The 25,327-nt window shown below is 71.4% G+C and carries 23 protein-coding genes; 4 read left to right on the forward strand and 19 right to left on the reverse strand.

All coding sequences use genetic code 11. From position 1 onward, the window contains the following. Position 1 precedes the first annotated feature (1 nt). From ACQBAS_RS07020 to pyrR, 9 genes are read right to left on the reverse strand one after another with little or no spacing between them, the layout of a single operon-like run. Positions 2 to 337 carry a hypothetical protein gene (locus ACQBAS_RS07020; RefSeq protein WP_427383102.1) on the reverse strand — a complete coding sequence of 112 codons (336 nt, stop codon included), beginning with the start codon at positions 335 to 337 and terminating at the stop codon, positions 2 to 4. After that, positions 334 to 1,224 (reverse strand): orotidine-5'-phosphate decarboxylase, encoded by an 891-nt coding sequence (pyrF, locus tag ACQBAS_RS07025; RefSeq protein WP_427383103.1) that lies wholly within the window; start codon positions 1,222 to 1,224, stop codon positions 334 to 336. The genes ACQBAS_RS07020 and pyrF overlap by 4 nt, the downstream gene beginning before the upstream one ends. Beyond that, positions 1,221 to 2,177: a dihydroorotate dehydrogenase gene (locus ACQBAS_RS07030; RefSeq protein WP_427383104.1), complete on the reverse strand. Its 957-nt coding sequence runs from the start codon at positions 2,175 to 2,177 to the stop codon at positions 1,221 to 1,223. Before ACQBAS_RS07030 ends, pyrF begins: the two co-directional genes overlap by 4 nt. Continuing rightward, positions 2,177 to 3,094, reverse strand: a complete 918-nt coding sequence (locus ACQBAS_RS07035) for a dihydroorotate dehydrogenase electron transfer subunit (protein ID WP_427383105.1) — start codon at positions 3,092 to 3,094, stop codon at positions 2,177 to 2,179. Before ACQBAS_RS07035 ends, ACQBAS_RS07030 begins: the two co-directional genes overlap by 1 nt. Further along, positions 3,091 to 6,393, reverse strand: coding sequence for a carbamoyl-phosphate synthase large subunit (gene carB, locus ACQBAS_RS07040; RefSeq protein ID WP_427383106.1), 3,303 nt, complete (start codon positions 6,391 to 6,393; stop codon positions 3,091 to 3,093). Before carB ends, ACQBAS_RS07035 begins: the two co-directional genes overlap by 4 nt. Next, a complete protein-coding gene (gene carA / locus ACQBAS_RS07045; RefSeq protein ID WP_427383107.1) occupies positions 6,393 to 7,601 on the reverse strand; it encodes a glutamine-hydrolyzing carbamoyl-phosphate synthase small subunit in 1,209 nt (402 codons plus the stop codon). The genes carB and carA overlap by 1 nt, the downstream gene beginning before the upstream one ends. Next, entirely contained in the window at positions 7,598 to 8,914 is a 1,317-nt protein-coding gene (locus tag ACQBAS_RS07050; RefSeq protein ID WP_427383108.1) for a dihydroorotase, read from the reverse strand. The genes carA and ACQBAS_RS07050 overlap by 4 nt, the downstream gene beginning before the upstream one ends. After that, positions 8,911 to 9,858 (reverse strand): aspartate carbamoyltransferase catalytic subunit, encoded by a 948-nt coding sequence (locus ACQBAS_RS07055; protein WP_427385595.1) that lies wholly within the window; start codon positions 9,856 to 9,858, stop codon positions 8,911 to 8,913. Before ACQBAS_RS07055 ends, ACQBAS_RS07050 begins: the two co-directional genes overlap by 4 nt. Positions 9,859 to 9,893: 35 nt before the next feature. Next, complete coding sequence (pyrR, locus tag ACQBAS_RS07060; RefSeq protein WP_427383109.1) at positions 9,894 to 10,502, reverse strand: bifunctional pyr operon transcriptional regulator/uracil phosphoribosyltransferase PyrR; 609 nt, start codon at positions 10,500 to 10,502, stop codon at positions 9,894 to 9,896. A gap of 170 nt (positions 10,503 to 10,672) precedes the next feature. On the opposite strand from pyrR, the gene ACQBAS_RS07065 reads away from it, so the two are divergent. The 3 genes from ACQBAS_RS07065 (at position 10,673) to ACQBAS_RS07075 (ending at position 13,347) form a co-directional block, all read left to right on the forward strand. Next, the gene (locus ACQBAS_RS07065; RefSeq protein WP_427383110.1) at positions 10,673 to 11,683 is read left to right on the forward strand and encodes a methionine ABC transporter ATP-binding protein; all 1,011 of its coding nucleotides are present in this window, start codon (positions 10,673 to 10,675) and stop codon (positions 11,681 to 11,683) included. Positions 11,684 to 11,736: 53 nt separating this feature from the next. Continuing rightward, on the forward strand, positions 11,737 to 12,426 hold the full coding sequence (locus ACQBAS_RS07070; RefSeq protein ID WP_427385596.1) for a methionine ABC transporter permease: 690 nt from the start codon (positions 11,737 to 11,739) through the stop codon (positions 12,424 to 12,426). A 69-nt stretch (positions 12,427 to 12,495) separates the two neighbouring features. Beyond that, positions 12,496 to 13,347: a MetQ/NlpA family ABC transporter substrate-binding protein gene (locus tag ACQBAS_RS07075; protein WP_427383111.1), complete on the forward strand. Its 852-nt coding sequence runs from the start codon at positions 12,496 to 12,498 to the stop codon at positions 13,345 to 13,347. A 61-nt stretch (positions 13,348 to 13,408) separates the two neighbouring features. Here ACQBAS_RS07075 and nusB read toward each other — a convergent pair whose 3' ends face one another. The 3 genes from nusB to ACQBAS_RS07090 form a co-directional block, all read right to left on the reverse strand. Beyond that, positions 13,409 to 13,822, reverse strand: a complete 414-nt coding sequence (nusB, locus tag ACQBAS_RS07080; RefSeq protein ID WP_427383112.1) for a transcription antitermination factor NusB — start codon at positions 13,820 to 13,822, stop codon at positions 13,409 to 13,411. 2 nt (positions 13,823 to 13,824) lie between these two features. Continuing rightward, positions 13,825 to 14,385 carry an elongation factor P gene (efp, locus tag ACQBAS_RS07085; protein WP_427383113.1) on the reverse strand — a complete coding sequence of 187 codons (561 nt, stop codon included), beginning with the start codon at positions 14,383 to 14,385 and terminating at the stop codon, positions 13,825 to 13,827. 118 nt (positions 14,386 to 14,503) lie between these two features. Then, positions 14,504 to 15,397 (reverse strand): intradiol ring-cleavage dioxygenase, encoded by an 894-nt coding sequence (locus ACQBAS_RS07090; protein WP_427383114.1) that lies wholly within the window; start codon positions 15,395 to 15,397, stop codon positions 14,504 to 14,506. 117 nt (positions 15,398 to 15,514) lie between these two features. Here ACQBAS_RS07090 and ACQBAS_RS07095 point away from each other — a divergent pair, with 117 nt between their 5' ends. Continuing rightward, positions 15,515 to 17,089 (forward strand): FMN-binding glutamate synthase family protein, encoded by a 1,575-nt coding sequence (locus tag ACQBAS_RS07095; RefSeq protein WP_427383115.1) that lies wholly within the window; start codon positions 15,515 to 15,517, stop codon positions 17,087 to 17,089. Positions 17,090 to 17,174: 85 nt separating this feature from the next. On the opposite strand, the gene aroB is transcribed toward ACQBAS_RS07095, so the two are convergent. The 7 genes from aroB to alaS all read right to left on the reverse strand — a co-directional run bounded on the left by aroB (position 17,175) and on the right by alaS (position 25,324). Then, positions 17,175 to 18,248: a 3-dehydroquinate synthase gene (gene aroB, locus ACQBAS_RS07100; RefSeq protein WP_427383116.1), complete on the reverse strand. Its 1,074-nt coding sequence runs from the start codon at positions 18,246 to 18,248 to the stop codon at positions 17,175 to 17,177. Further along, positions 18,245 to 18,862: a shikimate kinase gene (locus ACQBAS_RS07105; RefSeq protein ID WP_427383117.1), complete on the reverse strand. Its 618-nt coding sequence runs from the start codon at positions 18,860 to 18,862 to the stop codon at positions 18,245 to 18,247. The genes aroB and ACQBAS_RS07105 overlap by 4 nt, the downstream gene beginning before the upstream one ends. Continuing rightward, positions 18,856 to 20,079: a chorismate synthase gene (gene aroC / locus ACQBAS_RS07110; RefSeq protein WP_427383118.1), complete on the reverse strand. Its 1,224-nt coding sequence runs from the start codon at positions 20,077 to 20,079 to the stop codon at positions 18,856 to 18,858. Before aroC ends, ACQBAS_RS07105 begins: the two co-directional genes overlap by 7 nt. A gap of 64 nt (positions 20,080 to 20,143) precedes the next feature. Next, positions 20,144 to 20,971 carry a shikimate dehydrogenase gene (locus tag ACQBAS_RS07115; RefSeq protein WP_427383119.1) on the reverse strand — a complete coding sequence of 276 codons (828 nt, stop codon included), beginning with the start codon at positions 20,969 to 20,971 and terminating at the stop codon, positions 20,144 to 20,146. Positions 20,972 to 20,994: 23 nt separating this feature from the next. Beyond that, entirely contained in the window at positions 20,995 to 22,134 is a 1,140-nt protein-coding gene (mltG, locus tag ACQBAS_RS07120; RefSeq protein ID WP_427383120.1) for an endolytic transglycosylase MltG, read from the reverse strand. Continuing rightward, positions 22,131 to 22,631 (reverse strand): Holliday junction resolvase RuvX, encoded by a 501-nt coding sequence (ruvX, locus tag ACQBAS_RS07125; protein WP_427383121.1) that lies wholly within the window; start codon positions 22,629 to 22,631, stop codon positions 22,131 to 22,133. Before ruvX ends, mltG begins: the two co-directional genes overlap by 4 nt. 5 nt (positions 22,632 to 22,636) lie before the next feature. Then, positions 22,637 to 25,324, reverse strand: coding sequence for an alanine--tRNA ligase (alaS, locus tag ACQBAS_RS07130; protein ID WP_427383122.1), 2,688 nt, complete (start codon positions 25,322 to 25,324; stop codon positions 22,637 to 22,639). Positions 25,325 to 25,327: the final 3 nt, after the last annotated feature.

Here is a 25,327-nt window from a genome sequence, read left to right on the forward strand (position 1 = left end):
ATCAGGCCGGAGACGGCGTGGATCCGCACCGCTGCGCGATGCTCTCCTCGAGTCGGACGATGACGTCGTCGAGGTCGCCGAGCAGGTCACCACCACTCGTGCTCGACGCCTCGATGGCGTCGTGGAGGGCGGCCCAGTCACGCGCCTCCTGGCCGTCCGTGCTGCGCCCGAGTCGCTCCATGGTGGTCAGCCGGGTGGCCGCCGGGGCCGCGCTCGAGAAGACCACCCCGACGTCCTGGCAGTAGGCGTCGGTGTCCTCGCCCGCGCAGCCACCGACGAGGAGGACCGCGCCGACGACGAGGCAGATGGCCGCCGAGCCACGGGACAGCGTGGTCACGCACTCCCCCGCAGGTCGCGGGCCATCGTCTCGCCGACCTCGGAGACGCGGCCGGCCAGGGCCGCGACATCGGGTCCTGCGGAGAGCACGTCCCGGCTCGAGGCAGCCAGGACCTGCCCCACGGCGTCCCCGAAGACCTCGCGGGCCTGCGCGGGATCGCCACCCTGCGCACCAAAGCCCGGCGCGAGGATCGGGGTCCGGGCGGCCGCCAGGTCCAGTCCGAGATCGCGGACGGCGCTGCCGACGGTGGCACCGACGACGAGCCCGACGTGGCCCAGGTCCGAGGCGCCCGCGTTGTCGCCGGCGGCCCCGCGCACGACGGAGCCGGCGACGCTCACCCCGTCGAGGACGGCGTGCTGGACGCCGCGACCTTCGGGGTTGGACGTCAGGGCGAGCGCGAAGATGCCACGACCCGTGCTGGCCGCGAGATCGATCGCCGGGCGCAGCGACTCGTAGCCGAGGTAGGGGTTGACGGTGATGGCGTCGGCCGGCGCCGGGGCGTCGTCGGCCAGGAAGGCCTGCGCATATGCGCCCATCGTCGAGCCGATGTCGCCGCGCTTGACGTCGAGCACGGTCAGCGTGCCCGCGTCGCGCAGGTCGCACAGCACTCGCTCGAGCACGGCCACCCCGGCCGAGCCGAAGACCTCGAAGAACGCCGACTGGGGCTTCACTGCGGCGACCCGGCCGGCGAAGGCCTCGACGCACACCATGGCGAAGCGCTCCAGACCCGAGACGTCCTGCGTCAGGCCCCACTGCGAGAGCAGTGCCGCGTGCGGGTCGATGCCGACGCAGAGCGGACCGTGGGCATCCATGGCGGCGCGCAGTCGCTCACCGAAGGGGGGCCGGCCCGATGTCCCGGCGCCCGTGCCGGTGCTGCTCGCGCTCATGTGGTGACCCTCTCGTGGGCGATGCCGACGACCTCGGCGACCGTCGCGAATCCGTGCCCGTCGAGCAGCTCCGCGAGCTCGTCGCGCACGCGCAGCGGCGCCGTCGGGTCGTTGAAGGTGGCCGTGCCGACCTGGATGGCGGTGGCTCCGGCGGCGATCAGCTCGAGCGCGTCACGCCCGGTCCGCACCCCGCCCACACCCACGATGGGTGCGGTCGGCATCCGTCCGTCACGCATGGCCGCGGCCACCTGCCACACGGCGCGCACGGCGACGGGCCGGATGGCGGGTCCGGAGAGTCCACCGGTCAGGCCGGCGAGGTGCGGGCGCAGCCGGTCGACGTCGATCGCGACACCGAGCAGGGTGTTGATCATCGTCAGGCCGTGGGCGCCGGCCCGCAGGCAGGCCCCGGCGATCTCGACGATGTCGGTGACATCCGGGCTCAGCTTCGCCAGCAGGGGCGTGCCGCGCGGCACCTCCTCGCGCACGAGGGTGAGCACCTTGTGGCTGCTCACGGGGTCGCACGCGAAGACGAGACCGCGGTTGGCGACGTTGGGGCAGGAGATGTTGACCTCGATGGCCGCGACGGCGTCGAAGGCATCGGCGGCGACGAGCGCGCGCGCCACCCGGGCGAACTCCGAGGCGGTGGAGCCGGCGATCGAGACGACCACCCGGGCACCGACCGACTTCAGCCACGGCAGGTCGTGCTCGAGGAACGACGTGATGCCGGGTCCCTGGAGACCGATGGAGTTGAGCATCCCGGACGGCGTCTCGGCCATCCGGGGCGTGCCGCGACCGGACACGGGATCGGCCTTGACCGACTTCGTCACGAACGCGCCGAGCTCGGCGACGTCGATGAAGCGGTGCAGCTCACGGCCGTTGGCCGCACAGCCGGAGGCCGTCATCAGCGGGTTGGCCAGCGGTGAGCCGGCGAGATCCACGCGCAGGTCGACCATCACCGACCTCCCTGCTCGGCCACGGGGCGACCGGGGGCGCCGAGGGCGTCGTCCGGTACGCGGCAGATGCCGTCCTGCCAGGCGTCCCACCGCACGCGATCGCCACGGAAGACCGGACCGTCGACACAGGAGCGACTCATCCGGGTGACGCCGTCGCGCCCGATGATCGGCATGACGCAGGTCATGCAGATCCCGATGCCGCAGGCCATGGCCTCCTCGACCGCGACCTGGGCGACTGCGCCGTGCTCCTGGGCGATCTGGGAGATCGACTGCAGCATGCCCATGGGGCCGCAGCCGTAGACGACCCCGGCACCGGTGCGCGTGATGATCTCGGGCAGCACGTCCGAGACCCAGCCGCGGGTCCCAGCCGAGCCGTCGTCGGTCGTGACGGTGACGCCGTCCGCGCTGCGCCGGGCCTCGACCTGGCCGAAGAGTCGATCGGCGGTGGCCGCACCGAGGACGACCTCGACGTGGCAGCCACGCGCACGCAACTCGTCGGCGAGCCAGAAGAGCGGCGCGCTGCCGTAGCCGCCGCCGACGAGCACGCACGGGACGGGTTCGGTCGGCAGCGGGAAGGGCCGACCGAGCGGACCGATGACGCTGACGCTCTCGTGGGTGCGCAACTGGGTGAGCCACGCCGTGCCCGCCCCGGCGTCCGCGACGACGACCTCGACGGTGCCGCCGTAGGTGCCCGAGGGGCTGACCCGGTGGATCGAGAAGGAGCGGCGCAGCAGCGTGGCGCTCCCCGCGCCGCCCACGGCGAGGGCGACGAACTGCCCCGGTCGCGCCAGCTCGGCCAGGCCGGGCGCCACGAACGTCAGGTGCTGGTAGGCGCCGACCCGGCGGTTGGCGATGAGCTCACCGTTGACCTGGACGACCTTCGCTCCCTGGCGCGCCGCGGTGCCGATCACGCTCACTGCGCCGCCCTGCGACCGTAGAGGTCGAGGTCCGCCGCGTGGTCCTGGAGGGACTTCACCGTGAGCGCGCGCTGGAGACGTGACTCGATGCCCTGGACCGCTGCGCCGAGCTGCTGGACCGTCGTGACGATGAGCTTGTCCATCGCCGTCGTGGCCGCACGGATCGCGTACCCGTCGGCACGGGCGTCCTGCCCGGACGGGGTGTTGAAGACGAGGTCGATGTCGCCGGCGAGGATCCGGTCGACGATGCTGACCTCACCCTCTCGCCGCATGCTGTGCTTGCCCACGACCTCGGCCTCGATGCTGTTTCGGCGCAGGACCTCGGCGGTGCCCTCGGTGGCCACGATGGTGAACCCGAGGTCGGCCAGCCGCTTGATCGGGAAGATCATGGCGCGCTTGTCGCGATTCGCGACGGAGACGAAGGCGGTGCCCGAGGTGGGCAGCCCGCTCACGCCCAACTGGCTCTTGGCGAAGGCGGCACCGAAGTTGTCGTCGATGCCCATGACCTCACCCGTCGAGCGCATCTCGGGACCGAGCAGCGAGTCGACGACCTCGCCCTCGGCGGTCCGGAAGCGCTTGAACGGCAGGACGGCCTCCTTGACGGCCATCGGCGCGTGCGCCGGCAGGTGGCTGCCGTCCCCGGTCGGGGGCAGCATGCCCTCCTCGCGCAGCTGCGCAATGGTGGCGCCGAGCATGACGCGGGCGGCCGCCTTCGACAGGGGCACGCCGGTCGCCTTCGCGACGAAGGGGACCGTGCGCGAGGCGCGTGGGTTGGCCTCGAGGACGTAGAGGACGTCCTGGGCCAGCGCGAACTGGACGTTCATCAGGCCGCGGACGCCGATGCCCTCGGCGAGCTTGCGGGTGGCCACGCGGACCCGCTCGAGCTCGTGGGCGCCGAGGGTGACCGGCGGCAGGGTGCACGACGAGTCGCCGGAGTGGATGCCGGCCTCCTCGATGTGCTCCATGATCCCGCCGAGGTACATGTCGGTGCCGTCGTAGAGGGCGTCGACGTCGATCTCGATGGCGTCGTCGAGGAAGCGGTCGACGAGGATCGGGTGCTCCGGCGAGGCGACGGCCGCGCGGGTGACGTACTCGCTCAAGGTCTCGTCGTCGTAGACGATCTGCATGCCGCGACCGCCGAGGACGTACGACGGGCGGACGAGCACCGGGTAGCCGATCTCGGCCGCGATGGTCACGGCCTCCTGGGCGCTGTACGCCGTCCCGTGCTTGGGCGCGTTGAGGCCGGCCTCGGCGAGGACCCGACCGAAGGCGCCGCGGTCCTCGGCGAGGTGGATCGCCTCGGGCGACGTCCCGACGACGGGGACCCCTTCATCCTTGAGCGCCTGAGCCAGACCCAGTGGCGTCTGACCACCGAGCTGGACGATGACGCCGGCCACGGGGCCGGCCTGCATCTCGGCGTGGACGACCTCGAGGACGTCCTCGAGGGTGAGGGGCTCGAAGTAGAGGCGCGAGCTCGTGTCGTAGTCCGTGGAGACCGTCTCGGGGTTGCAGTTGACCATGACGGTCTCGTAGCCGGCGTCGCGCAGGGCGAAGGAGGCGTGGACGCACGAGTAGTCGAACTCGACGCCCTGACCGATGCGGTTGGGGCCCGAACCGAGGATGAGGACGGCGGGGGTCTCGCGCTTCTCGACCTCGTCCTCCTCGTCGTAGGACGAGTAGTAGTACGGCGTGCGCGCCGCGAACTCGGCCGCACACGTGTCGACCGTCTTGTAGACCGGGCGGACGCCGAGCGCGTGCCGGACACCCCGCACGACGGCCTCGGGCATCGAGCGCAGGGAGGAGATCTGGGCGTCGGAGAACCCGTGCCGCTTGGCCTCCTGCAGGACCTCACGGGTCAACTCGCGGGCACCGGCGATCTCGTCGGCGAGCTCGTTGATGAGCTGGATCTGGTCGAGGAACCACGGGTCGATCTTGGTCGCCTCGTGCACCTCCTCGACGGACAGCCCACCGCGCAGCGCCTGCTGCACCGTGACGATGCGACCGTCGGTCGGCACCATCGCGACGGCGAGCAGCTCGCGCGCCGTCGCCTCGTCGGGCTGCTCGCCGTCCCAGTGGAAGGAGGAGCCCTTGCGCTCCATCGAGCGCAGCGCCTTCTGCAGGGCCTCGGTGAAGTTGCGGCCCAGGCTCATGGCCTCGCCGACGGACTTCATCGTCGTCGTGAGCGTCGCGTCGGCCGCCGGGAACTTCTCGAAGGCGAAGCGCGGGACCTTGACGACGACGTAGTCGAGGGACGGCTCGAAGCTGGCCGGCGTCTCCCCCGTGATGTCGTTGGGCACCTCGTCGAGCGTGTAGCCGATGGCCATCTTCGCGGCGATCTTGGCGATCGGGAAGCCGGTCGCCTTGGAGGCCAGGGCGGACGAGCGCGAGACGCGCGGGTTCATCTCGATGACGATGATGCGGCCGTCGGCGGGGTTGACCGCGAACTGGATGTTGCAGCCGCCGGTGTCGACGCCGACCTCGCGGATGACGGCGATGCCGATGTCACGCAGCCGCTGGTACTCACGGTCGGTGAGGGTCAACGCGGGCGCGACGGTGATCGAGTCGCCGGTGTGGACGCCCATCGGGTCGAGGTTCTCGATGGAGCAGACGACCACGACGTTGTCGGCGTGGTCGCGCATGACCTCGAGCTCGTACTCCTTCCATCCGAGGATCGACTCCTCGAGGAGGACCTCCGTCGTGGGGCTGTCCCGCAGGCCGGCGCCGGCGATGCGGCGCAGGTCCGCCTCGTCGTGGGCGAAGCCCGAGCCGAGGCCGCCCATGGTGAAGGACGGGCGCACGACCATCGGGTAGCCGAGCTCCTCGGCCGCGGCGAGACACTCCTCCATCGAGTGGGCGATGATGCTGCGCGCGCTCTCGGCGCCGCAGCGCTCGACGACACCCTTGAAGGCCTGCCGGTCCTCCCCCAGCTGGATCGCCTCGACGTTGGCGCCGATGAGCGGGCAGCCGTACTTCTCGAGGACGCCCGCCTCGTGCAGGGCGATCGCCGTGTTGAGGGCCGTCTGGCCACCCAGCGTCGCCAGGACCGCGTCGGGGCGCTCCTTGGCGATGATGAGCTCGACGACCTCGGGGGTGATCGGCTCGATGTACGTCGCGTCGGCGAACTCCGGGTCGGTCATGATCGTCGCGGGGTTGGAGTTGACGAGGATGACCCGCACTCCCTCCTCGCGCAGCACGCGGCAGGCCTGGGTGCCCGAGTAGTCGAACTCGCAGGCCTGACCGATGACGATCGGGCCGGAGCCGATGACGAGGACGCTCTTGATGTCGTCGCGCTTGGGCATCAGAGCGCCCCGTCCGTGCGTGCGCCGTCTGCGGTCATGGCTGGTGCGGCTCCTTGGAGTAGGTCGACGAAGCGGTCGAAGAGGTAGGCGGCGTCGTGCGGGCCGGCCGCGGCCTCGGGGTGGTACTGCACGGAGAAGGCGGTCAGGGCGCCGGCCGCGTCGCGCAGCTCGAGACCCTCGACGACGTCGTCGTTGAGGCAGACGTGGCTGACGCGGGCGCTCCCGTAGGGGGTCGCGGTGTCGCCCTCGAGCGGGGCATCCACGGCGAACCCGTGGTTGTGCGCCGTCACCTCGACCTTCCCCGTGGTGCGGTCCATGACCGGCTGGTTGATGCCGCGGTGGCCGTACTTGAGCTTGAAGGTGCCGAAGCCGAGCGCGCGCCCGAGGAGCTGGTTGCCGAAGCAGATCCCGAAGAACGGGATGCCGCGCTCGAGCACGGTGCGCAGGAGCGCGATCTGCGGCTCCGCCGTGGACGGGTCGCCGGGGCCATTGGAGAAGAACACCCCGTCGGCGCCCGTCGCCTCGATCTGCTCGATCGTCGCGGTGGCCGGCAGGACGTGGACCTCGATGCCGCGCGCGGCCATCTGGTTCGGCGTCATCGACTTGATGCCGAGGTCGATGGCGGCGACGGTGTGCCGCTTCTCGCCGACGGCGGGGACGATGTAGCTCGCCTGGGTCGAGACCTCCTCGGCCAGGGCCGCGCCGGCCATCTGCGGCGCGGAGGTGACCTGGTCGACGAGCTCGGCGGTCGGGGCCTGGGCCGCCTCGCCGGAGAAGATGCCGACGCGCATGGCGCCGCGCTCACGCAGGTGGCGCGTCAGGGCGCGCGTGTCCACGCCCCGGATGCCGACCACGCCCTGAGCGGTGAGCTCCTCGTCGAGGCTGCGGGTGCTGCGCCAGTTGCTCGGCCGCAGGGAGGGGTCACGCACGACGTAGCCCGCGACCCAGATGCGACCGGACTCGTCGTCCTCGTCGTTCCACCCGGTGTTGCCGACGTGCGGGGAGGTCATGACGACCACCTGACGGCGGTAGGACGGGTCGGTCAGCGTCTCCTGGTAGCCGGTCATGCCGGTGGAGAACACGGCCTCGCCGACCGTCACGCCCTCGGCGCCGTAGGACCGCCCCGTGAAGGTGCGGCCGTCCTCGAGGACGAGGACGGCGGGGCTCCCCGCGCGGTGGTCGACCTTCGCTGTCGGTGTGCTGCTCATGACGCGCTCCTCGCGGACTCGGGGTTCCCGGCGCGGTGGGTGACGCCGCCGCGCAGGATCGTGGTGTGGACGGCACCGGTGAAGGTGTGTCCGTGCCAGGGGTTGTTGCTGGACAGGGAGCGGCTCGCGCCGCGGTCGACGGTCAGGGTGGCGTCCGGGTCGACGAGGGTCAGGTGCGCGACCGCGCCCACCTCGAGTCCGTGGCCGTGCTCGCTCAGGCGGGCGATCCGGGCCGGGTTCTGCGACATCACCCGGGCCACGCCGGCCCAGTCGAGCCGTCCGGAGCCGACCATGACGTCGCTGACGACGGACAGCGCCGTCTCGAGGCCGATCATGCCGAAGGCGGCGTCGACGAAGGCGTGCTCCTTGTCGTGCCGGGCGTGCGGCGCGTGGTCGGTCGCGACGGCGTCGATCGTGCCGTCGGCGAGCGCCTCGCGCAGCGCCTCGACGTCCTCGTCCGGACGCAGCGGGGGGTTGACCTTGTAGACCGGGTCGTAGCCGGCGAGCAGGTCGGTGGTCAGGACGAGGTGGTGGGGCGTGACCTCGGCCGTGACGTCGATCCCCCGCGCCTTGGCCCAGCGGACGGCGTCGACGCCTTCGGCCGTGCTGACGTGCGCGACGTGGAGCCGGCTGCCCGTGTGCTGGGCCAGCAGGGCGTCGCGGGCGATGATGCTCGACTCGGCCACGGCAGGCCAGCCCGGCAGCCCGAGTCGGCCCGAGAGCTCGCCCTCGTGGCAGCAGGCGCTCGGTCCCGCGAGTTGCGGGTCCTGGGAGTGCTGAGACACGACGCCGCCGAACGCGCGGACGTATTCGAGCGCCCGCCGCATGACGCGCGCGTCGTGAACGCAGTGCCCGTCGTCGGAGAAGACGGTGACGCCGGCGCGCGAGCGGTGCATGAGGCCGAGCTCGGCGAGCTCGGCGCCGTCGATCCCCTTCGTCACGGCGCCGATCGGCTGGACGTCGACGAGACCGGTGGCCACACCGAGGTCGAGGATCCGCTCGGCCGCCTCGGCCGTGTCCGTCGTCGGGTTGGTGTTGGCCATCGCGAGGATCGCGGTGAACCCGCCGGCCGCGGCGGCCGCGGCTCCGGTCGCGATCGTCTCGGCGTCCTCCCGGCCCGGTTCGCGAAGGTGGGTGTGCAGGTCGACCAGGCCCGGCAGGAGGACCAGTCCGTCGGCATCGAGGCTCTCGCATCCGGCCGGAGCCTGCGCGCTCGCGTCGGCGCCGAGGGCGGCGATGCGGCCGTCGCGGACGAGGACGTTCGCGGCAGGCCCCCCCAGGGGGGCGGCGCCGGTGATCAGAAGGTCGCTCATGCGGCGCTCCCTTCGCCCGAGGCGAGCAGGTGGTAGAGGACGGACATCCGCACGGCGACACCGGCGCTGACCTGATCGAGGACGAGCGACTGCGCACCGTCCGCGGCGTCCGCCGCGATCTCGAGGCCACGGTTCATCGGGCCGGGGTGGCAGATGACGGCGTCGGGGTTGGCGGCCAGGAGCGTCCGCAGTCGGTCACGGGTCAGCCCGTAGCCGATCGTGTACTCACGGGGCGTCGGGAAGTAGCCGCCGCTCATCCGCTCACGCTGGACGCGGAGCATCATCAGGGCGTCGACCTCGGGCAGCACGGCGTCCAGGTCACCGCTGAGGGTGAAACCGTCGCGCTCGGCCCACGCCGCGGCGCCGCTGGGCATGAGCGTCGGCGGCGCGACGAGCGTGACCGTGGCGCCGAGCGCGGTGAGCGTGTGCAGGTTGGAGCGGGCGACGCGCGAGTGCGTCACGTCGCCGACGATCGCGACGTGCTTGCCGGCGAGGTTGCCCAGCCGCTGTCGCAGGGTGAAGGCGTCCAACAACGCCTGGGTGGGGTGCTCGTGCATCCCGTCCCCGGCGTTGATGACCTGGGCGTCGACCCAGCCCGCGACCTGGTGCGCGGCGCCGGAAGCGGCGTGGCGAATGACGATCGCGTCCACGCCCATCGCCGCGACGGTGCGCACGGTGTCCCGCAGGGACTCCCCCTTCGACGCCGAGGAACCCTTGGCGGAGATGTTGATGACGTCGGCGGAGAGCCACTTGCCGGCGATCTCGAAGGAGGAACGCGTGCGGGTGCTGTCCTCGAAGAAGAGGTTGACGACCGTGCGGCCGCGCAGGGCGGGGAGCTTCTTGACCGTCCTGCCCTGGACGTCCTGCATCTGCGTGGCCGTGTCGAGAAGGGTCGTGATCGCGTCGACGCCGAGGTCGGCCGCGGAGAGGAGGTGGCGGGGCATGGTCGCCGTCGTCGCGCCCTCGGTCGTCGCGCCGGTCATCGCTCGCCCCCGGTGATGGAGACGCCCTCGTGGTCGTCCGGGCCGAGCAGGCGCACGCGCACCCGCTCGCTGGTCGACGTCGGCAGGTTCTTGCCGACGTGGTCGGCACGAACCGGCAGCTGGCGGTGTCCGCGGTCGACCAGGACCGCGAGTCGCACGGCGCGCGGGCGGCCGTGGTCGGCCAGGGCATCCAGCGCGGCGCGAACGGTGCGGCCGGAGTAGAGGACGTCGTCGACGAGGACGACCACCTTGTCGTCGATGCCGCCGCCGGGCACCTGCGTCTGGTGCGGGGCGCGGGTGGGCTGGGTCCGCAGGTCGTCGCGGTACATCGTGACGTCGAGCGTGCCGACGGGGACCTCGTGCCCCTCGACCTCGGCGAGGTGGACTGCGAGGCGCTGCGCGAGCTCGACGCCGCGCGTGGGGATGCCCAGCAGGACGAGGTCGTCGGCGCCCTTGTTGGCCTCGACGATCTCGTGGGCGATCCGTCGCAGGGCACGCGCGATGTCGGCGGCGCTGAGCACGTCGCGGGCTGCCAGCCCGCCGCCGTCACTCACGGAAGGGGACGAGCCGTCGGGCTCGGTGGGTTCAACAAAGTCGGGACGCATGAGCGTCAAGACCTCCTTCCCTGCCTCACGGGACAGGTCGTTAAAGGATGTCGGTCGGAGGGGAGTCTACCCAGTGCGACCCGCCGAACCCGACACGGCCCGGACGGTGGACGACCCCACATCATGGGGCAGATTTGCTTATGTCATACATAACTCTTCATTATGTTCCGGTGAGCGACTCGACCCCCCTTCTCGACCTGCGCGGCCTGCGCAAGGAGTTCGCGTCGCGGCGCGGACCCGTGACGGCCCTCGACGGCATCGACCTGACCATTCCGCGCGGCCAGATCCACGGCATCGTGGGCCGGTCCGGCGCGGGCAAGTCGACGCTCATCCGCTGCCTCACCGGCCTCGAGCGGCCGACCTCCGGACAGGTCATTCTGGACGGTACCGACATCAGCGCGCTCGGCGGGTCGGCCCTGCGCGAGATCCGGCGCCGGTTCGGCATGGTCTTCCAGCACGCGAACCTGCTCGACTCGCGCTCGGCCGCCGACAACATCGGTCTCCCGCTCGAGATCGCCGGCTGGTCGGCGGAGGACCGCCGCCAGCGCGTCGACGAACTGCTCGGCCTGGTCGGGCTCGCCGACCGGGCCGACAACCACCCGGGCCAGCTCTCCGGTGGTCAGCAGCAGCGCGTCGGCATCGCTCGCGCCCTGGCCGCCCGTCCCGACATCCTGCTCTGCGACGAGCCCACGTCGGCGCTCGACTCCGGCACGACCCGACAGATCCTCGGGCTTCTGCGGGACCTGCGCGACCGGCTCGGGATCACCGTCGTCATCATCACGCACGAGCCCTCGGTGGTCCGCGAGATCTGTGACGCCGTGACGCTCCTGGCCGACGGACGCGTCGTCGAGACCGGCTCCATCGCCGACGTCGTGGCGGACCCGACCACCCAACTGCACCGCGACCTCGTCCCCCTGCCGCCCTTGCCCCTCACCGAGGACCCTGCGCCGCACGTCGAGGTGGCCCTCGGCCAGACCGGCGCCGCGGTCTCCACCGTGGACGGGGTCCTCGTGCTGCTGCGCGAGGCCGGTGTGCCCGCCGAGGTCGCGGCCGCCACCCTTGAGACCATCGCCGGCCGTCGGGTCGGTCGCATCCAGCTCGAGCTCGCGTCCGCCACTGACACCGACGAAGCCCTGCGCGTCCTCACCGCCGCCGGTCTCGCTCCGGAGGTGGCCGCGTGAGCGCCATCGCCACCACCGTGCTGAACTCCCTCGGGACGGCGACCTCGCTGACCATGGGCGCCCCAGCTGCCGACGACGGCCGCTGGCTCGACAACCCCGTCATCCGGGAGGGCCTCGTGACGGCCATCGGCGAGACCCTCGCGATGACCGGCGTCGCCGGCCTCCTCACGGCCCTCCTGGGGATCCCCCTCGGCGTCCTGCTGGTCAACACCTCCCCCGGCGGCATCTCCCCGAACGCCCCCGTCAACCGGGTCCTCGGCGCCATCGTGAACGTCGGGCGCTCGCTCCCCTTCCTCATCCTGATGATCGCGATCATCCCGTTCACACGCTTCGTCGTCGGCACCTCGCTCGGCTGGCAGGCAGCGGTCGTCCCGCTGACGATCGGGGTGATCCCGTTCTATGCCCGCCTCGTCGAGACCTCCCTGCGCGAGGTCTCCGCCGGCAAGGTCGAGGCCGCCCAGATGATGGGCGCCACCCGGTGGGAGGTCACCCGCAAGGTGCTCCTGCCCGAGGCCCGACCCGGCCTCGTCGCCGGGCTCACGACGACGATCATCGCCCTCATCGGCTACACCGCCATGGGCGGCGCGGTCGGCGCGGGCGGACTCGGAGCCGTCGCCATGACCTACGGCTACAACCGGTTCGAGTCGGACGTGATGATCGTCTGTGTCGTCCTGCTCGTCGTCATCGTCCAGGTCGTCCAGGTCGTCGGCGACCTCGTGGCCCGCCGGCTCGACCACCGCTGACCAGCGCCCCCGCAGACCCACCCACAACCCCACACCGGGACGATCTCCCGGCCATCGAAAGGAACCCGCATGTCCCCCTTCCCCACTCCCACCCGCGCCGCCGCGGTCATCGCCGCCTCCGCCCTGGCCATGTCCGCCTGCGGCGCCAATGGCGGGGACGACGCGGGGCCGACCGTTGGTGACGACGGCGTCACGACCCTCACGGTCGGAGCCTCGCCCACGCCGCACGCCAAGATCCTCGAGTTCGTCGACAAGGAGCTCGCCGCCGAGGCCGGCCTCGACCTCGAGATCACGACGTTCGACGACTACATCCAGCCGAACGTGCAGCTCTCCGAGGGCACCCTCGACGCCAACTACTTCCAGCACCTGCCGTACTACGAGGCGCAGGTGAAGGACCGCGGCTACGAGTTCGCGCACTTCGACGGCATCCACATCGAGCCCTTCGCGCTCTACTCCACGAAGGTCAAGAGCGTCGACGAGCTCGCCGACGGCGCGACGATCGGGATCAACAACGATCCTTCCAACCAGGGCCGCGCCCTCGAGATGCTCGCGAAGGCCGGCGCCATCACCCTCAAGGAGGGCAAGGACGCCACCAACGCGACCCTCTTCGACATCGCCGAGAACCCGAAGAACCTCGAGTTCAAGGAGACCGATCCGGCTCAGCTGGTGCGCGCTCTCGACGACGTCGACGCGGCCGTCATCAACGGCAACTACGCGCTCGAGGCCGACCTCTCCCCGACGAAGGACGCCATCCTCGTCGAGGAGGCCAAGGGCAGCCCGTACGCCAACTTCCTCACGGTGCAGAAGGGCGACGAGAACAACGCCGCCCTGAAGAAGCTCGACGAGCTGCTGCACTCCCCCGAGGTCAAGACCTACATCGAGGACACCTGGTCCGACGGTTCGGTCATCACCGCGTTCTGACGCGGGGACGCGAAGGGGGTCGACCACCAATCGGTGGTCGACCCCCTTCGCGTGGTGCCGGTCAGGCCAGCGTCGGCTTGACCTCGGCGAGACGGGCGAGCAGACCGTTGATGAACGTGGGCGACTCGTCCGTCGACAGCTGGGTGGCGAGCGCCACCGCTTCGCTGATGGCGACGGCGTCCGGGATGTCGTCCCGGTAGATGACCTCGAAGGCGCCCAGACGCAGCAGCGCCCGGTCGACGCTCGGCATCCGTTCCAGCGACCAGCCCTGGCTGTAGGTCGACAGCAACTCGTTGATGTCGGACCAGTGGTCGACGACGCCCTCGACGAGCTCCCCGGTGTAGGCCGGCAGGGGCGCGGGGGTCACGGGTGTGGCGACCCGCTCGCGCAGCAGCTCGGCCGCGTTCACGCCGCGCTGCTCCGCCTCGAAGAGGATGTCGATGGCGCGCTTGCGCGCCTTGGTGCGTGCGGACAAGGTCAGCTGACCCGACCGAGGTACGAACCGTCGCGGGTGTCGACCTTGACCTTGGTGCCCTGCTCGACGAAGAGCGGGACGGCGATCTCCGCGCCAGTCTCGACCGTGGCCGGCTTGGTGCCACCGGTGGAGCGGTCGCCCTGCAGGCCCGGCTCGGTGTAGGTGATCTCGAGGACGACCGAGGCCGGCAGCTCGATGTAGAGGACGGCGCCCTCGTTGCGCGCGACGACGACGTCCTGGTTCTCCAGGAGGTACTTGGACGCGTCGCCGACGACCTCGGGGCTCACGTGGATCTGGTCGTACGTGTCGCCATCCATGAAGATGAAGTCGGACCCGTCGTTGTACAGGTACTGCATGGTGCGCTTGTCGACGTTGGCCGTCTCGACCTTGGTGCCGGCGTTGAACGTCTTGTCGACGACCTTGCCCGTCGTGACGGACTTGAGCTTGGTGCGCACGAAGGCGGGACCCTTGCCGGGCTTGACGTGCTGGAACTCCACGACGGACCAGAGCTGGCCCTCGAGGTTGAGAACCAGGCCGTTCTTCAGGTCGTTGGTCGATGCCACGGAATCAATCGCTTTCGTCGGTGCGGGCGGGCACGACGACAGGGGCCGTGCACGGATCGGATCTGGAGGACATCCTAACGGCCAGCCCGCCGAGGCCGAGCCACCTGCTCCGGCTGGCTCAGACACCCACCGTCAGGTTGGCCGTGTACCCCTTCGCCACGCTGCCGGTGACCGTGGCGAGCTGGTGGATGCCGCCGTCGTCGCCGAAGACGTTGTCGCTCGTGAGGGAGACCTGGGTGAGGTTCTGGACGCTGCGGTCGTACCCCTCCTCCGCGAAGACGGTCGCGCAGACGGCCTCGGGCAGGGCGATCTGCGAGGTCTTGATGATGGGACCGCTGCTCGTGGCGTCCTCGACGGACGAGTACACCTCGAAGTGGATGTGCGGCCAGCGGCCCGCGTAACAGGCCGGGAAGATGCTCGTGAAGGAGACCGAGCCCTCGGCATCGGTCTCCTGGACCCCGCGCAGGTAGTTCTCCTGCTCGACCCCCTGCGAGTACATCGAGTAGTTGCCGTCCCGATCGCAGTGCCAGACGTAGACCGCGGCGCCCGCCAGACCCGCGTAGCCCTGGGAGGAGTCGGTGACGGTGAGGTTGATCGTCAGCGGCACGCCCTGCGCGACCGTGCTCGACGTGCCGACGCTGGAGCGGATGTCGGATCGGACGATGCCCGAGTCATCGAGGACGTTGACGCCGTTCGAGCCGTCACCCGGATAGGGGCCGCCGGTCTCATCGGGGACGACCGTGCCGGTGGCGTCCGTGCTGTCCGTGCCGGTGGCCGCCGGCGAGGATGCGGAGCTCGAGGCGCTGCCGCTCGCCGACGTCGCCCCGCCGGTGGAGGTCTCGGCCGCGCAGCCCGCGACCGCGACGAGGCCGAGCCCGCCGGCCAGGCGCAGCAGACCGCGGCGAGCCATGAGCGTCCGGACGTCGGCGGCCAGGCCGAGGTCGTGGTTGGGCGTGTGGTCCAGTGCGTCCGCGGCCGACGTCGGGGCGGAGGCGATGTGGGGGGTGCTCATGTGTCCATCGTGCCCACGCGTGCTGTCCGTTTCCCCGCCAGGGTCTGTGCGTTCGCTGTGCGACGCCACGACATCCCGCCGTCGCCCAGGGACGCCGATTGGGGGCAGACTGCGGGCATGAAGACCAAGGCCGTCCTCACGACTCTCGCCGCCGGCACCGCAGCCCTCGCCGCCCGCGACCTCATGCAGAAGACCCACTCGCTCAAGCGCAACTTCCCCGTCGTGGCCAACGCGCGTTATCTGCTCGAAAAGGTCGGCCCCGAGCTGCGGCAGTACATCGTCACGAGCAACGACCAGGAACGCCCCTTCAGCCGCGACCAGCGCGCGTGGGTCTACGCCTCGTCGAAGTTGGAGAACAACTACGTCGGCTTCGGCACGGACAACGACGTCGAGCAGGCCGAGGGCTACGTCATCCTCAAGCACCGCACCTTCTCCGACGTGGCGCCGCCGAGCGGAGCGCACACCGCCGACTCCGTCGTCCTCCCCTCGGCCAAGGTGCTCGGTGGGCCGCGCGGCCGGCGGCACGCCTTCCGGCCGAGCTCGGTCGTCAACATCTCCGGCATGAGCTTCGGGTCGTTGTCGGGCAACGCGATCCACGCGCTCAACGAGGGCGCGCGCCTGGCCGGCGTCATGCACTGCACGGGTGAGGGTTCCCTCTCGCCGTACCACCGTCAGGGCGGCGATCTCATCTTCCAGATCGGCACGGCCTACTTCGGTTGCCGGGACGAGTCGGGCCGCTTCTCCCTCGAGCGCCTCAAGGAGGTCGTGGCCTCGGCGCCGGTGAAGGCCATCGAGATCAAGTTGAGCCAGGGCGCCAAGCCCGGTCTGGGTGGCATGCTGCCCGCGGCCAAGATCTCCGCGGAGATCGCCACGACACGTGGCATCCCCGAGGGTCAGGACTGCGCGAGCCCCTCACGGCACACCGAGTTCCACGACGTCGACTCGATGCTCGACTTCGTCGAGAAGGTTGCCGACGCCACCGGCCTACCGGTCGGCATCAAGTCCGCCGTGGGCGACATGCAGTTCTGGGACGAGCTGGTCGACCAGATGCGCGACCGCACCCGCGGGGTCGACTTCATCGTCATCGACGGCGGCGAAGGTGGCACGGGCGCTGCTCCACTCGTCTTCTCCGACGCCGTCGCGCTTCCCTTCCGCCTCGCCTTCACCAGGGTGTACGCGGCCTTCGCGCGCGCCGGCCTCACCGACGACGTCACGTTCATTGGCAGCGGCAAGCTGGGCCTGCCGGAGAACGCGCTCGTCGCCTTTGCGCTCGGCGCCGACATGGTCCACGTGGCTCGCGAGGCGATGCTGGCCATCGGCTGCATCCAGGCCCAGAAGTGCCACACCGACCACTGCCCCACCGGCGTGGCCACCCAGAACCCGTGGCTCATGCGCGGGCTCGACCCCACGCTCAAGGCCCAACGGGTCGACAACTATCTGCGCACCCTTCGCCGTGATCTGCTCAAGGTGTCCGAGGCGTGCGGCGTCTGGCACCCCGGACTCCTGACCGTCGACGACGTGGAGATCCTCCTCGGCAACCGCAAGGCGACCCCGCTGGGCGAGGTCTACGGCTACGAGCCCGGTTGGGGAGCTCTCGGCGACCAGGACGCGGCCGCGATCATCGAGATCATGTCGCGGACCGCGCCCTCGGAGCAGGACGAAGACCTCCCCGTCACGGCACCTCGCGGGTGAGACGGCGACAGGTCCCGATCGTCAGCGGAATGGCGATCCGGGCCGCCGTCGCCGGGCTGTCCAACGCGGGGTTCTCCAGCTGGCTCTACGTCAGCGCGTCGTAGGCCTCGCGAAGCAGGTCCTCGGACGGACCCTCGAGGCGCGTCGGACGACCGACGTCCTCGAGCACGACGAACCGGAGGGTCGCCCCGCGCGTCTTCTTGTCCCGGCGCATGGCGGCCAACAGCTCGTCCCACCGTCCCGGTCGATACGTCGTCGGCAGCCCGAGGCCCGTCAGGACGTTCCGGTGTCGGGCGAGCAGGTCGGGCGACATGACCCCGGCGCGCGTGGCGACCTCGGCCGCGTAGACCATGCCGATCGCCACGGCCTCGCCGTGCCTGACCCGATAGCCCTCCACCTGCTCGATGGCGTGGGCGAAGGTGTGGCCGTAGTTGAGGATCTCGCGCAGCGATGACTCGCGCAGATCCCGGGCGACGACGTCGGCCTTGACCGCGATCTTGCGCTCGATCACCTCGCGCAGCGCGGGGCCCCGCACGTCCAGGAGCGCCGCCGGGTCGGCCTCGGCGAGGTCGAGGATGCGCGCGTCCCGGATGAAGCCGCCCTTGACGACCTCCGCCAGGCCGGCGACGAGGTCGGCCCGCGGCAGGGTGTCGAGGGACGTGAGGTCGCAGAGGACCCCGACGGGCGGGTGGAAGGCTCCGACGAGATTCTTGCCCTCGGCCGTGTTGATCCCGGTCTTGCCGCCGACGGCCGCATCGACCATGCCGAGGACCGTCGTCGGGACCTGGATGACGGCCACACCGCGCAACCACGTCGCTGCCACGAAGCCGGCGAGGTCGGTGACGCTGCCGCCGCCGACCCCCACGACCGCGTCGGAACGGGTGAACCCCGCGCGACCCAGTTGGGCCCACAGGTCGGCCGCGACCTCGGCCGTCTTCGCCGCCTCGGCGTCGGGCACGCCCGCGACGAGGACCTCACGGCCACTCTCCCGCAGGGCCGCGACATGCGGTTCGGCCAGCTCGGGCAGCGGTGCCGGGTGGACGACCAGCACCCGGGCGACATCGGGCGCGACGAGTTGGGTCAACGCGGCCGAGACGCCGCGACCGACGAGGACGTCGTAGTCATCGCCGACAGCGATCCGGGTGAGCGCCTCGCTCACGACTCGCCCCCGGCTTCGGCGTCCGCGGCTTCGGTGTCGGCGGATTCGGCGAAGCCGGGCACGACCTCGAGACCCAGGAGGGCGACGATGTCGTCGGCCACCTTCGCGGGCCGCCGACCGGAGGTGTCGACACGGTGGGTGGCGAGCGACTCGTAGCGCGGACGGCGGGCGTTCATCATGGCGATCCAGCTGGCGCGGGGGTTGACCGACAGCAACGGTCGCGAGGTGTCGAACCCGATCCGGCGGGCGGCATCCGCGATGCCGACATCGAGCAGGACGACGGTGTGGCCGGTGAGGGCCTCCGCGATCGCGGGCGTCATCGGGGCCCCGCCACCGAGGGAGACCACGCCGCGCTCGTGCGTGAGCGCCGAGAGCACGGCACGCCGCTCGAGGTCGCGGAAGGCCGCCTCCCCCTCGTCGACGAAGATGTCCGAGATGGAGCGGCCCTGCGACGTCTCGACGGCCTCGTCGGTGTCGAGGAAGGTCGCCCCGAGCCGGGCCGCGACGCGGCGGCCGGTGCTCGATTTGCCGCTTCCGGGCGGTCCGATGAGGACGACGATCGGGCGGTCCGTTCCCGGGGCGGGACCGGTCGGCTCGTCGGCGGGCGTCACCACGTGCGCATCGCCTCGGGGATCGCGGCCAGGTACGAGGCGTGGTTTCGAGCCGTCTCGGCCACGCTGTCCCCGCCGAACTTCTCGACGCACGCCTCCGCCACGACGAGCGCGACCATGGCCTGGGCGACGACCCCGGCAGCCGGCACGGCGCAGACATCGGAGCGCTGGTGGATCGCCGTGGCCGGTTCGTCGCTCGCGACGTCGACCGTGGCCAGGGCCCGCGGCACGGTGCTGATCGGCTTCATGGCAGCGCGCACGCGCAGGACATCACCGGTCGACATCCCACCCTCCGTGCCACCGGCCCGGCCGGTCGCGCGGCGGATCGTGCCGTCCTGGTCCCGAGCCATCTCGTCGTGGGCGGCCGAGCCTCGGCGGGTCGCGGTGCGGAAGCCGTCGCCGACCTCGACGCCCTTGATCGCCTGGATGCCCATGAGGGCCGCCGCGAGCCGCGCGTCGAGTCGCCGGTCCCAGTGGACGTGCGAGCCCAGGCCCGGCGGCAGCCCGTAGGCGAGCACCTCGACGACGCCGCCGAGGGTGTCTCCGTCCTTCTTCGCCGCGTCGACCTCGGCGATCATGGCCGCCGAACCCGCCGCGTCGAAGGCGCGCACCGGGTCCGCGTCCAGGGCCGCCACGTCGTCGGGACCGGGCAGGGCCACGCCGTCCGCGACGGACGCCGTGCCGATGGCGACGGTGTGCGAGACGAGTCGGACCCCGTAGGCCTGCTCGAGGAATCGCTCGGCGACCTCACCGAGCGCCACCCGCGCGGCCGTCTCACGGGCGGACGCGCGCTCGAGGATGGGGCGGGCGTCGTCGAAGCCGTACTTCTGCATCCCGACGAGGTCGGCGTGGCCGGGGCGCGGCCGGGTCAGGGGCCGGTTGCGGGCGATCTCGCGCTCGGCGTTGACGTCGTTGGAGGCCGCGTAGGCCTGCTCGCTCACGGGGTCGGCGCTCATCACCGTCTGCCACTTGGGCCACTCGGTGTTGCCGATCATCACGGCCAGGGGCGAGCCCAGGGTCCGTCCGTGGCGCACCCCGCCGAGGAAGGTCACCTCGTCGCGCTCGAACGCCATGCGCGCACCGCGCCCGTGACCGAGCCGGCGGCGGGCGAGAGCGTCGGCCACATCGGCGGTGGTCACCTCGACCCCCGCCGGGAGGCCCTCGAGGGTGGCGACGAGCGCCTGTCCGTGCGACTCACCTGCGGTCAACCAGCGAAGCATGGGCGTCATCCTCGCATGCGGGGCGGACCGACCCGATCGGGCGTCCACGGTGCGGCCGGGTCGGTCAGGCCGTGCCGCGCGCAGCGAGGGCAGCCTGCCCGGCAGCCAACAGGACCTGGGGGTCGGGCCGGTGGCCCGTCATCAGCGCGACCTGCGCCACGGCCTGGTGTACGAGCATGGCCAGTCCCCCGACGACGCGGGTCCCCGACGCGGTGGCGGCATCGGCCAGGGGTGTCGGCCAATCGGCGTAGACGACGTCGAGCAGGACCGGCACCGCGCTCGTCCCGACGGTGCCACGTGCGACCAGCACCTCACTCGCGGCCCGGGCCCCCGTGGGCGGTAGCGTCGAGATCGCGACATCCGCCACGACGTCCGGCCACTCGCCGAGCGGCACGTACCGGGTCGACAGTCCGAGCCCCTCCGCCAGGCCGCCGACGGATGCCTGCGCCCGGGCGATGTCGCGGGCCGCGACGACCAGCTCGGACACTCCGAGTTCCGCCAGCGCGAGCAGGGCCGATCGCGCCGTGGCCCCCGCGCCGAGCACGAGTCCGTGACGGGGCGCCGGCTGCCCGGCCTCTGCCAGGGCCGGTCGGAGCGCCTCGACGATCCCCTGCACGTCGGTGTTGTGCCCGTCCCAGCCGCCGTCGGGGCGGCGCACGAGCGTGTTGATGGCGCCCGCCCGCGTGGCGAGCTCCGTGACGGTCTCGGCCACGGCGAAGGCGGCTTCCTTGAGCGGCATGGTCAGCGACAGGCCGCGCCACTCGTCGCCGAAGGCGGCCACCCGATCGCCCAGTTCGTGCTCGCGGACCTCGATCGCGTCGTACTGCCAACCGGTCAGGCCGAGCGACGCGTAGGCCGCCCGGTGCAGCACCGGCGACAGCGAGTGCGCCACCGGCGATCCGAGGACCGCCGCCCTCAGCACGAGTTGGCTTGGCACCACTCGTTGAACTCCGCCTCGTTGCGCAGGTGCTCCTCGTAGGACTCCGCGAACTTCGTCTCACCCGTCTCGGGGTTGACCGTGACGAAGTACAGCCAGTTGCCCGGCTCGGGGTTGACCGCGGCCTCGATCGCGGCGGCACCCGGGTTGTTGATCGGCCCCGGCGGCAGACCGGCATTGAGGTAGGTGTTGTACGGGCTCTGCGTGGCGCGGTCCTCGTCGGACGTGCCGGCGGCCCCGCGCTGCTTCGTGAGGTAGTGGATCGTGCTGTCCATCTCGAGTCGCCCGCCGGTGCCGCCCGAGGTGTCCTTGAGCCGGTTCTCGATGACGCTGGCGACCTTCGCGCGATCGGCCTGGCCGGACTCGCCCTCGACGATGGACGCGACGGTGAGAACGCGACGCTGGTCGGCCTCGGCCACGCCCAGCGTCTCGAACTCCGCCAGGGTCTGCCGGATCATGATGTTGAGCTGCTCCACGGCGGTGGACTTCACCGGGAACTCGTAGGACTTCGGGAAGAGGTAGCCCTCCACCTCACCCTCGGCCGAGGCCGGGAGCTCCAGCTCCGAGGACGTCGCGGCCTTCTCGTAGTCCTTGACCGGCACCCCGGTCTCCTTGGACAGCAGGTCGTAGATCTCGGTGGCCCACAGGCCCTCGCGGATGGTCACCCGCGGCACCTGACGGTTCTCGCCGGAGGCGAGCAGTGCGAGCGCGTCGGTCGCCTTCATCTCCCGCTTGAGGGTGTAGGCCCCCGGCTGGATCGCGGCGGCCTTCTTCGGGTCCGCTCCCGCGGCCGAGACGAAGGCGGACGTCGTCTTCACCACGCCGGCCTCCTGGAGCGCCGAGCCGATGGCCGACCCGGAGTCGCCCTCGTTGACGATGACCTGGACCTGGCCGGAGCCTGGCCCCTCGTAGTCCTTGCTCTCGAGGAAGGAGCCGAAGAGGGGGCTGAGCACGCCGTAGGCGAGCACGAGCGCGGCGACGACGACGCCGGCGCCGAGGATCAGGGCGACGCGGCTGCGGCCCTTCTTGCTCGGCGGCACCGACTGCCGGCGTGCGGCGCGCGTCGGTGGGGCGGGGCGCTCCGCGAAGATGGAGTCCCGGAGGTGCGGCTCAGTCATCGTCCATCCTTCGTCCGTGGCTTCCGCCGCTTCATCGGGACGAGCTCGCCCGGTGGGTTTCCCGAGCTCCTCTCGAGGTCCAGCGCTCCCTGCAGGATGAGCACCGCCGCGGCTTGGTCCACCACGGCTCGCTGCGCCCTCCCGGACACACCGCTCGCCCGCAGGTCACGGTGGGCGTCGACCGTCGTCAGCCGCTCGTCGACGAGCCGCACCGGAACGGCGCCCAATCGCCCACCGAGCACACGAGCATAGTCGCGCACGGCCGTGGCCGCCGCGCCCTCGCCGCCGGACAGGCTCAGCGGCAGGCCCACGACGACCTCGATCGCCTCCTGCTCCCCCACGAGGCGGACGAGCGCATCGATGTCGTCCGCGCCCTCGAGGTCACGGGTCAGCGTGGCGACAGGGGTGGCCAGCACTCCGTCGGGATCGCACGACGCGACACCGACGCGGGCCAGGCCCACGTCGACGCCGATTCGTCGTCCCCGCCGGAGTGCCACGTCGATCAGCTGCCGGACCCGAGCGACTGCTCGATGGCGGCCAGGGCCTCCGCGACCTTCGTCGCGTCCTGCCCGCCACCCTGAGCGATGTCGTCCTTGCCGCCACCGCCGCCGCCGAGCACCTGGGCCGCGACGCGCACCAGGGCGCCGGCCTTCGTGCCCTGGGCGCGCGCGGCCTCGTTGGTGCCGATGACGACCACGGGGCGACCGCCACCGTCGCCGGTCACGGCCACGACGACCGGGCGGTCGTTGCCGAGCTTGCCGCGCGTGTCGAGGACGAGTCGGCGCACGTCGTCGGCGCCGGCGCCGGCCGCGTGGTGACCGACGAAGGTGGTGCCGCCGACGTCCTTGGCGCCGTCCGTGAGCGAACCGGCCGCGGCCAGCACCTGCTCGCGGCGCAGACCCTCGAGCTCCTTCTCGGCCTCGCGCAGGCGGGTGATCATGTCGGACACGCGCTCCTTGAGCTCGCCCGGGCTGGTCTTGACCAGCGAGGAGAGCTCGGACACCAGCGCCCGCTCCTTCGCGAGGTAGCGCAGCGCCTCCATGCCGACGAAGGCCTCGAGGCGGCGGACGCCGGAGCCGACGGACGACTCCCCCGTCATGGTCAGCGCGCCGACCTGGCTCGAGTGACGCACGTGCGTGCCACCGCAGAGCTCGCGCGACCAGGGGCCACCGATCTCGATGACGCGCACCTGCTCGTCGTAGGTCTCGCCGAAGAGCGCCAGCGCACCGGCCTTGCGGGCCTGGTCGATCGTCATGAGCGAGGCGGACACCGGCAGGTCCTCGCGCACCGCGAGGTTGGCCACCTCCTCGATCTCGCTGCGCGTCTCGGCCGACAGTGCCTGACCCCAGGCGAAGTCGAGGCGCAGGTAGCCCGGCTTGTTGTACGAACCGGACTGGAGGGCCGACGGCCCGAGGACCTGGCGCAGCGCGGCGTGGACGACGTGCGTGCCGGAGTGCGCTTGGCAGGCCTGGACGCGCCACTCGGGGTCGACCTCGGCGAGCACGTCGGAGCCCGCACGGACGGGGCCGGTGACGACCTCGACGGTGTGGGCGACGAGGCCCTTCACGGGGCGCTGGACGTCGAGCACCTTCAGGTGGGTGCCGTCGGCGGTGATGATGCCCGCATCGGCGATCTGACCACCGGACTCGGCGTAGAAGGGGGTCCGGTCGAGGATGATCTGGCCCTGCTGGCCGGGCTCGAGGACCTCGACGCGGGCGCCCTCGTGGACGAGTCCGACGACCTTCGCCTCGCTGGTCAGTTCCTCGTAGGCGCGCCAATCGGTGGCGCCGAGGGCGCGCAGGTCACGCCACACCTCGGTGTTGGCGTGGCCGGACTTCTTGGCGCTGGCGTCGGCCTTCGCCCGCTCGCGCTGCTCCTTCATGAGACGCGTGAAGCCCTCGCGGTCGACCTCGAGACCCTGTTCCTGAGCCATCTCGAGCGTGAGGTCGATCGGGAAGCCGTAGGTGTCGTGGAGGCTGAAGGCCTGGGCGCCACCGAGCACGGTGCCGCCAGCCGCCTTCGTCGAGGCGACGGCGTCGTCGAGGATCGTCGTGCCCTGTGCGAGCGTGCGGCGGAAGGCCAGCTCCTCTGCGTAGGCGATCTGGGAGATGCGGTCGAAGCCGGTCTCCAACTCCGGGTACGAGGCCTTCATCCGCTCCATGGAGATGGGCAGCAGGTGCGGCAGGCAGGGCTCGTCGTAGCCGAGCAGGCGCATCGAGCGGACCGCCCGTCGGAGCATGCGGCGCAGGACGTAGCCACGGCCCTCGTTGCCCGGCGTCACGCCGTCACCGATGAGCATCAGCGCGGAGCGCACGTGGTCGGCGACGACACGCAGGCGGACGTCGTCGGGGTGGCTGGACTCGGCGTTCTGACCGGAGTGGGCGCCGTAGGAGCGGCCCGTCATCTCGGCCGCCTTCGCGAGGACGGGGTAGACCTCGTCGATCTCGTAGAGGTTGTCGACGCCCTGGAGGACGGAGGCGATGCGCTCGAGGCCCATGCCCGTGTCGACGTTGCGCTGCGGCAGCTCACCGGCGACGTCGAAGTCCTCCTTGCTGCGCACGGCGGACAGCTCGTACTGCATGAAGACGAGGTTCCAGATCTCCATGTAGCGGTCCTCGTCGACCGCGGGGCCACCCTCGCGGCCGTACTCGGGACCACGGTCGTAGAAGATCTCGGAGCAGGGGCCGCCGGGCCCTGGGACGCCCATGGACCAGTAGTTGTCGGTGTTCCCACGGCGCACGACGCGCTCGGCCGGGATGTCGGTCAGCTCGACCCACAGCTGCGCGGCCTCGTCGTCGTTCTCGTGGACGGTCGCCCAGAGGCGGTCCTTGTCGAGGCCGTAGCCGCCGTCGTCCTGGCTCGTCGTGAGCAGCTCCCACGCGAAGGCGATGGCGTCCTTCTTGAAGTAGTCGCCGAAGGAGAAGTTGCCGTTCATCTGGAAGAACGTGCCGTGTCGGCTCGTCTTGCCGACCTCCTCGATGTCACCGGTGCGCACGCACTTCTGCACGCTCGTGGCGCGCTGCCAGGCGGGGGTCTCCTGACCGAGGAAGTACGGCTTGAAGGGGACCATGCCGGCGTTGACGAACAGCAGGTTGGGGTCGTCGTGGACCAACGGTGCCGAGGGGACGACGGTGTGTCCCTTGGCCTCGAAGAAGTCCAACCAGCGGCGCCTGATCTCGGCGGTTTCCATCAG

Source organism: Janibacter zhaoxuefangae (assembly GCF_050271985.1).
Classification (GTDB): Bacteria; Actinomycetota; Actinomycetes; order Actinomycetales; family Dermatophilaceae.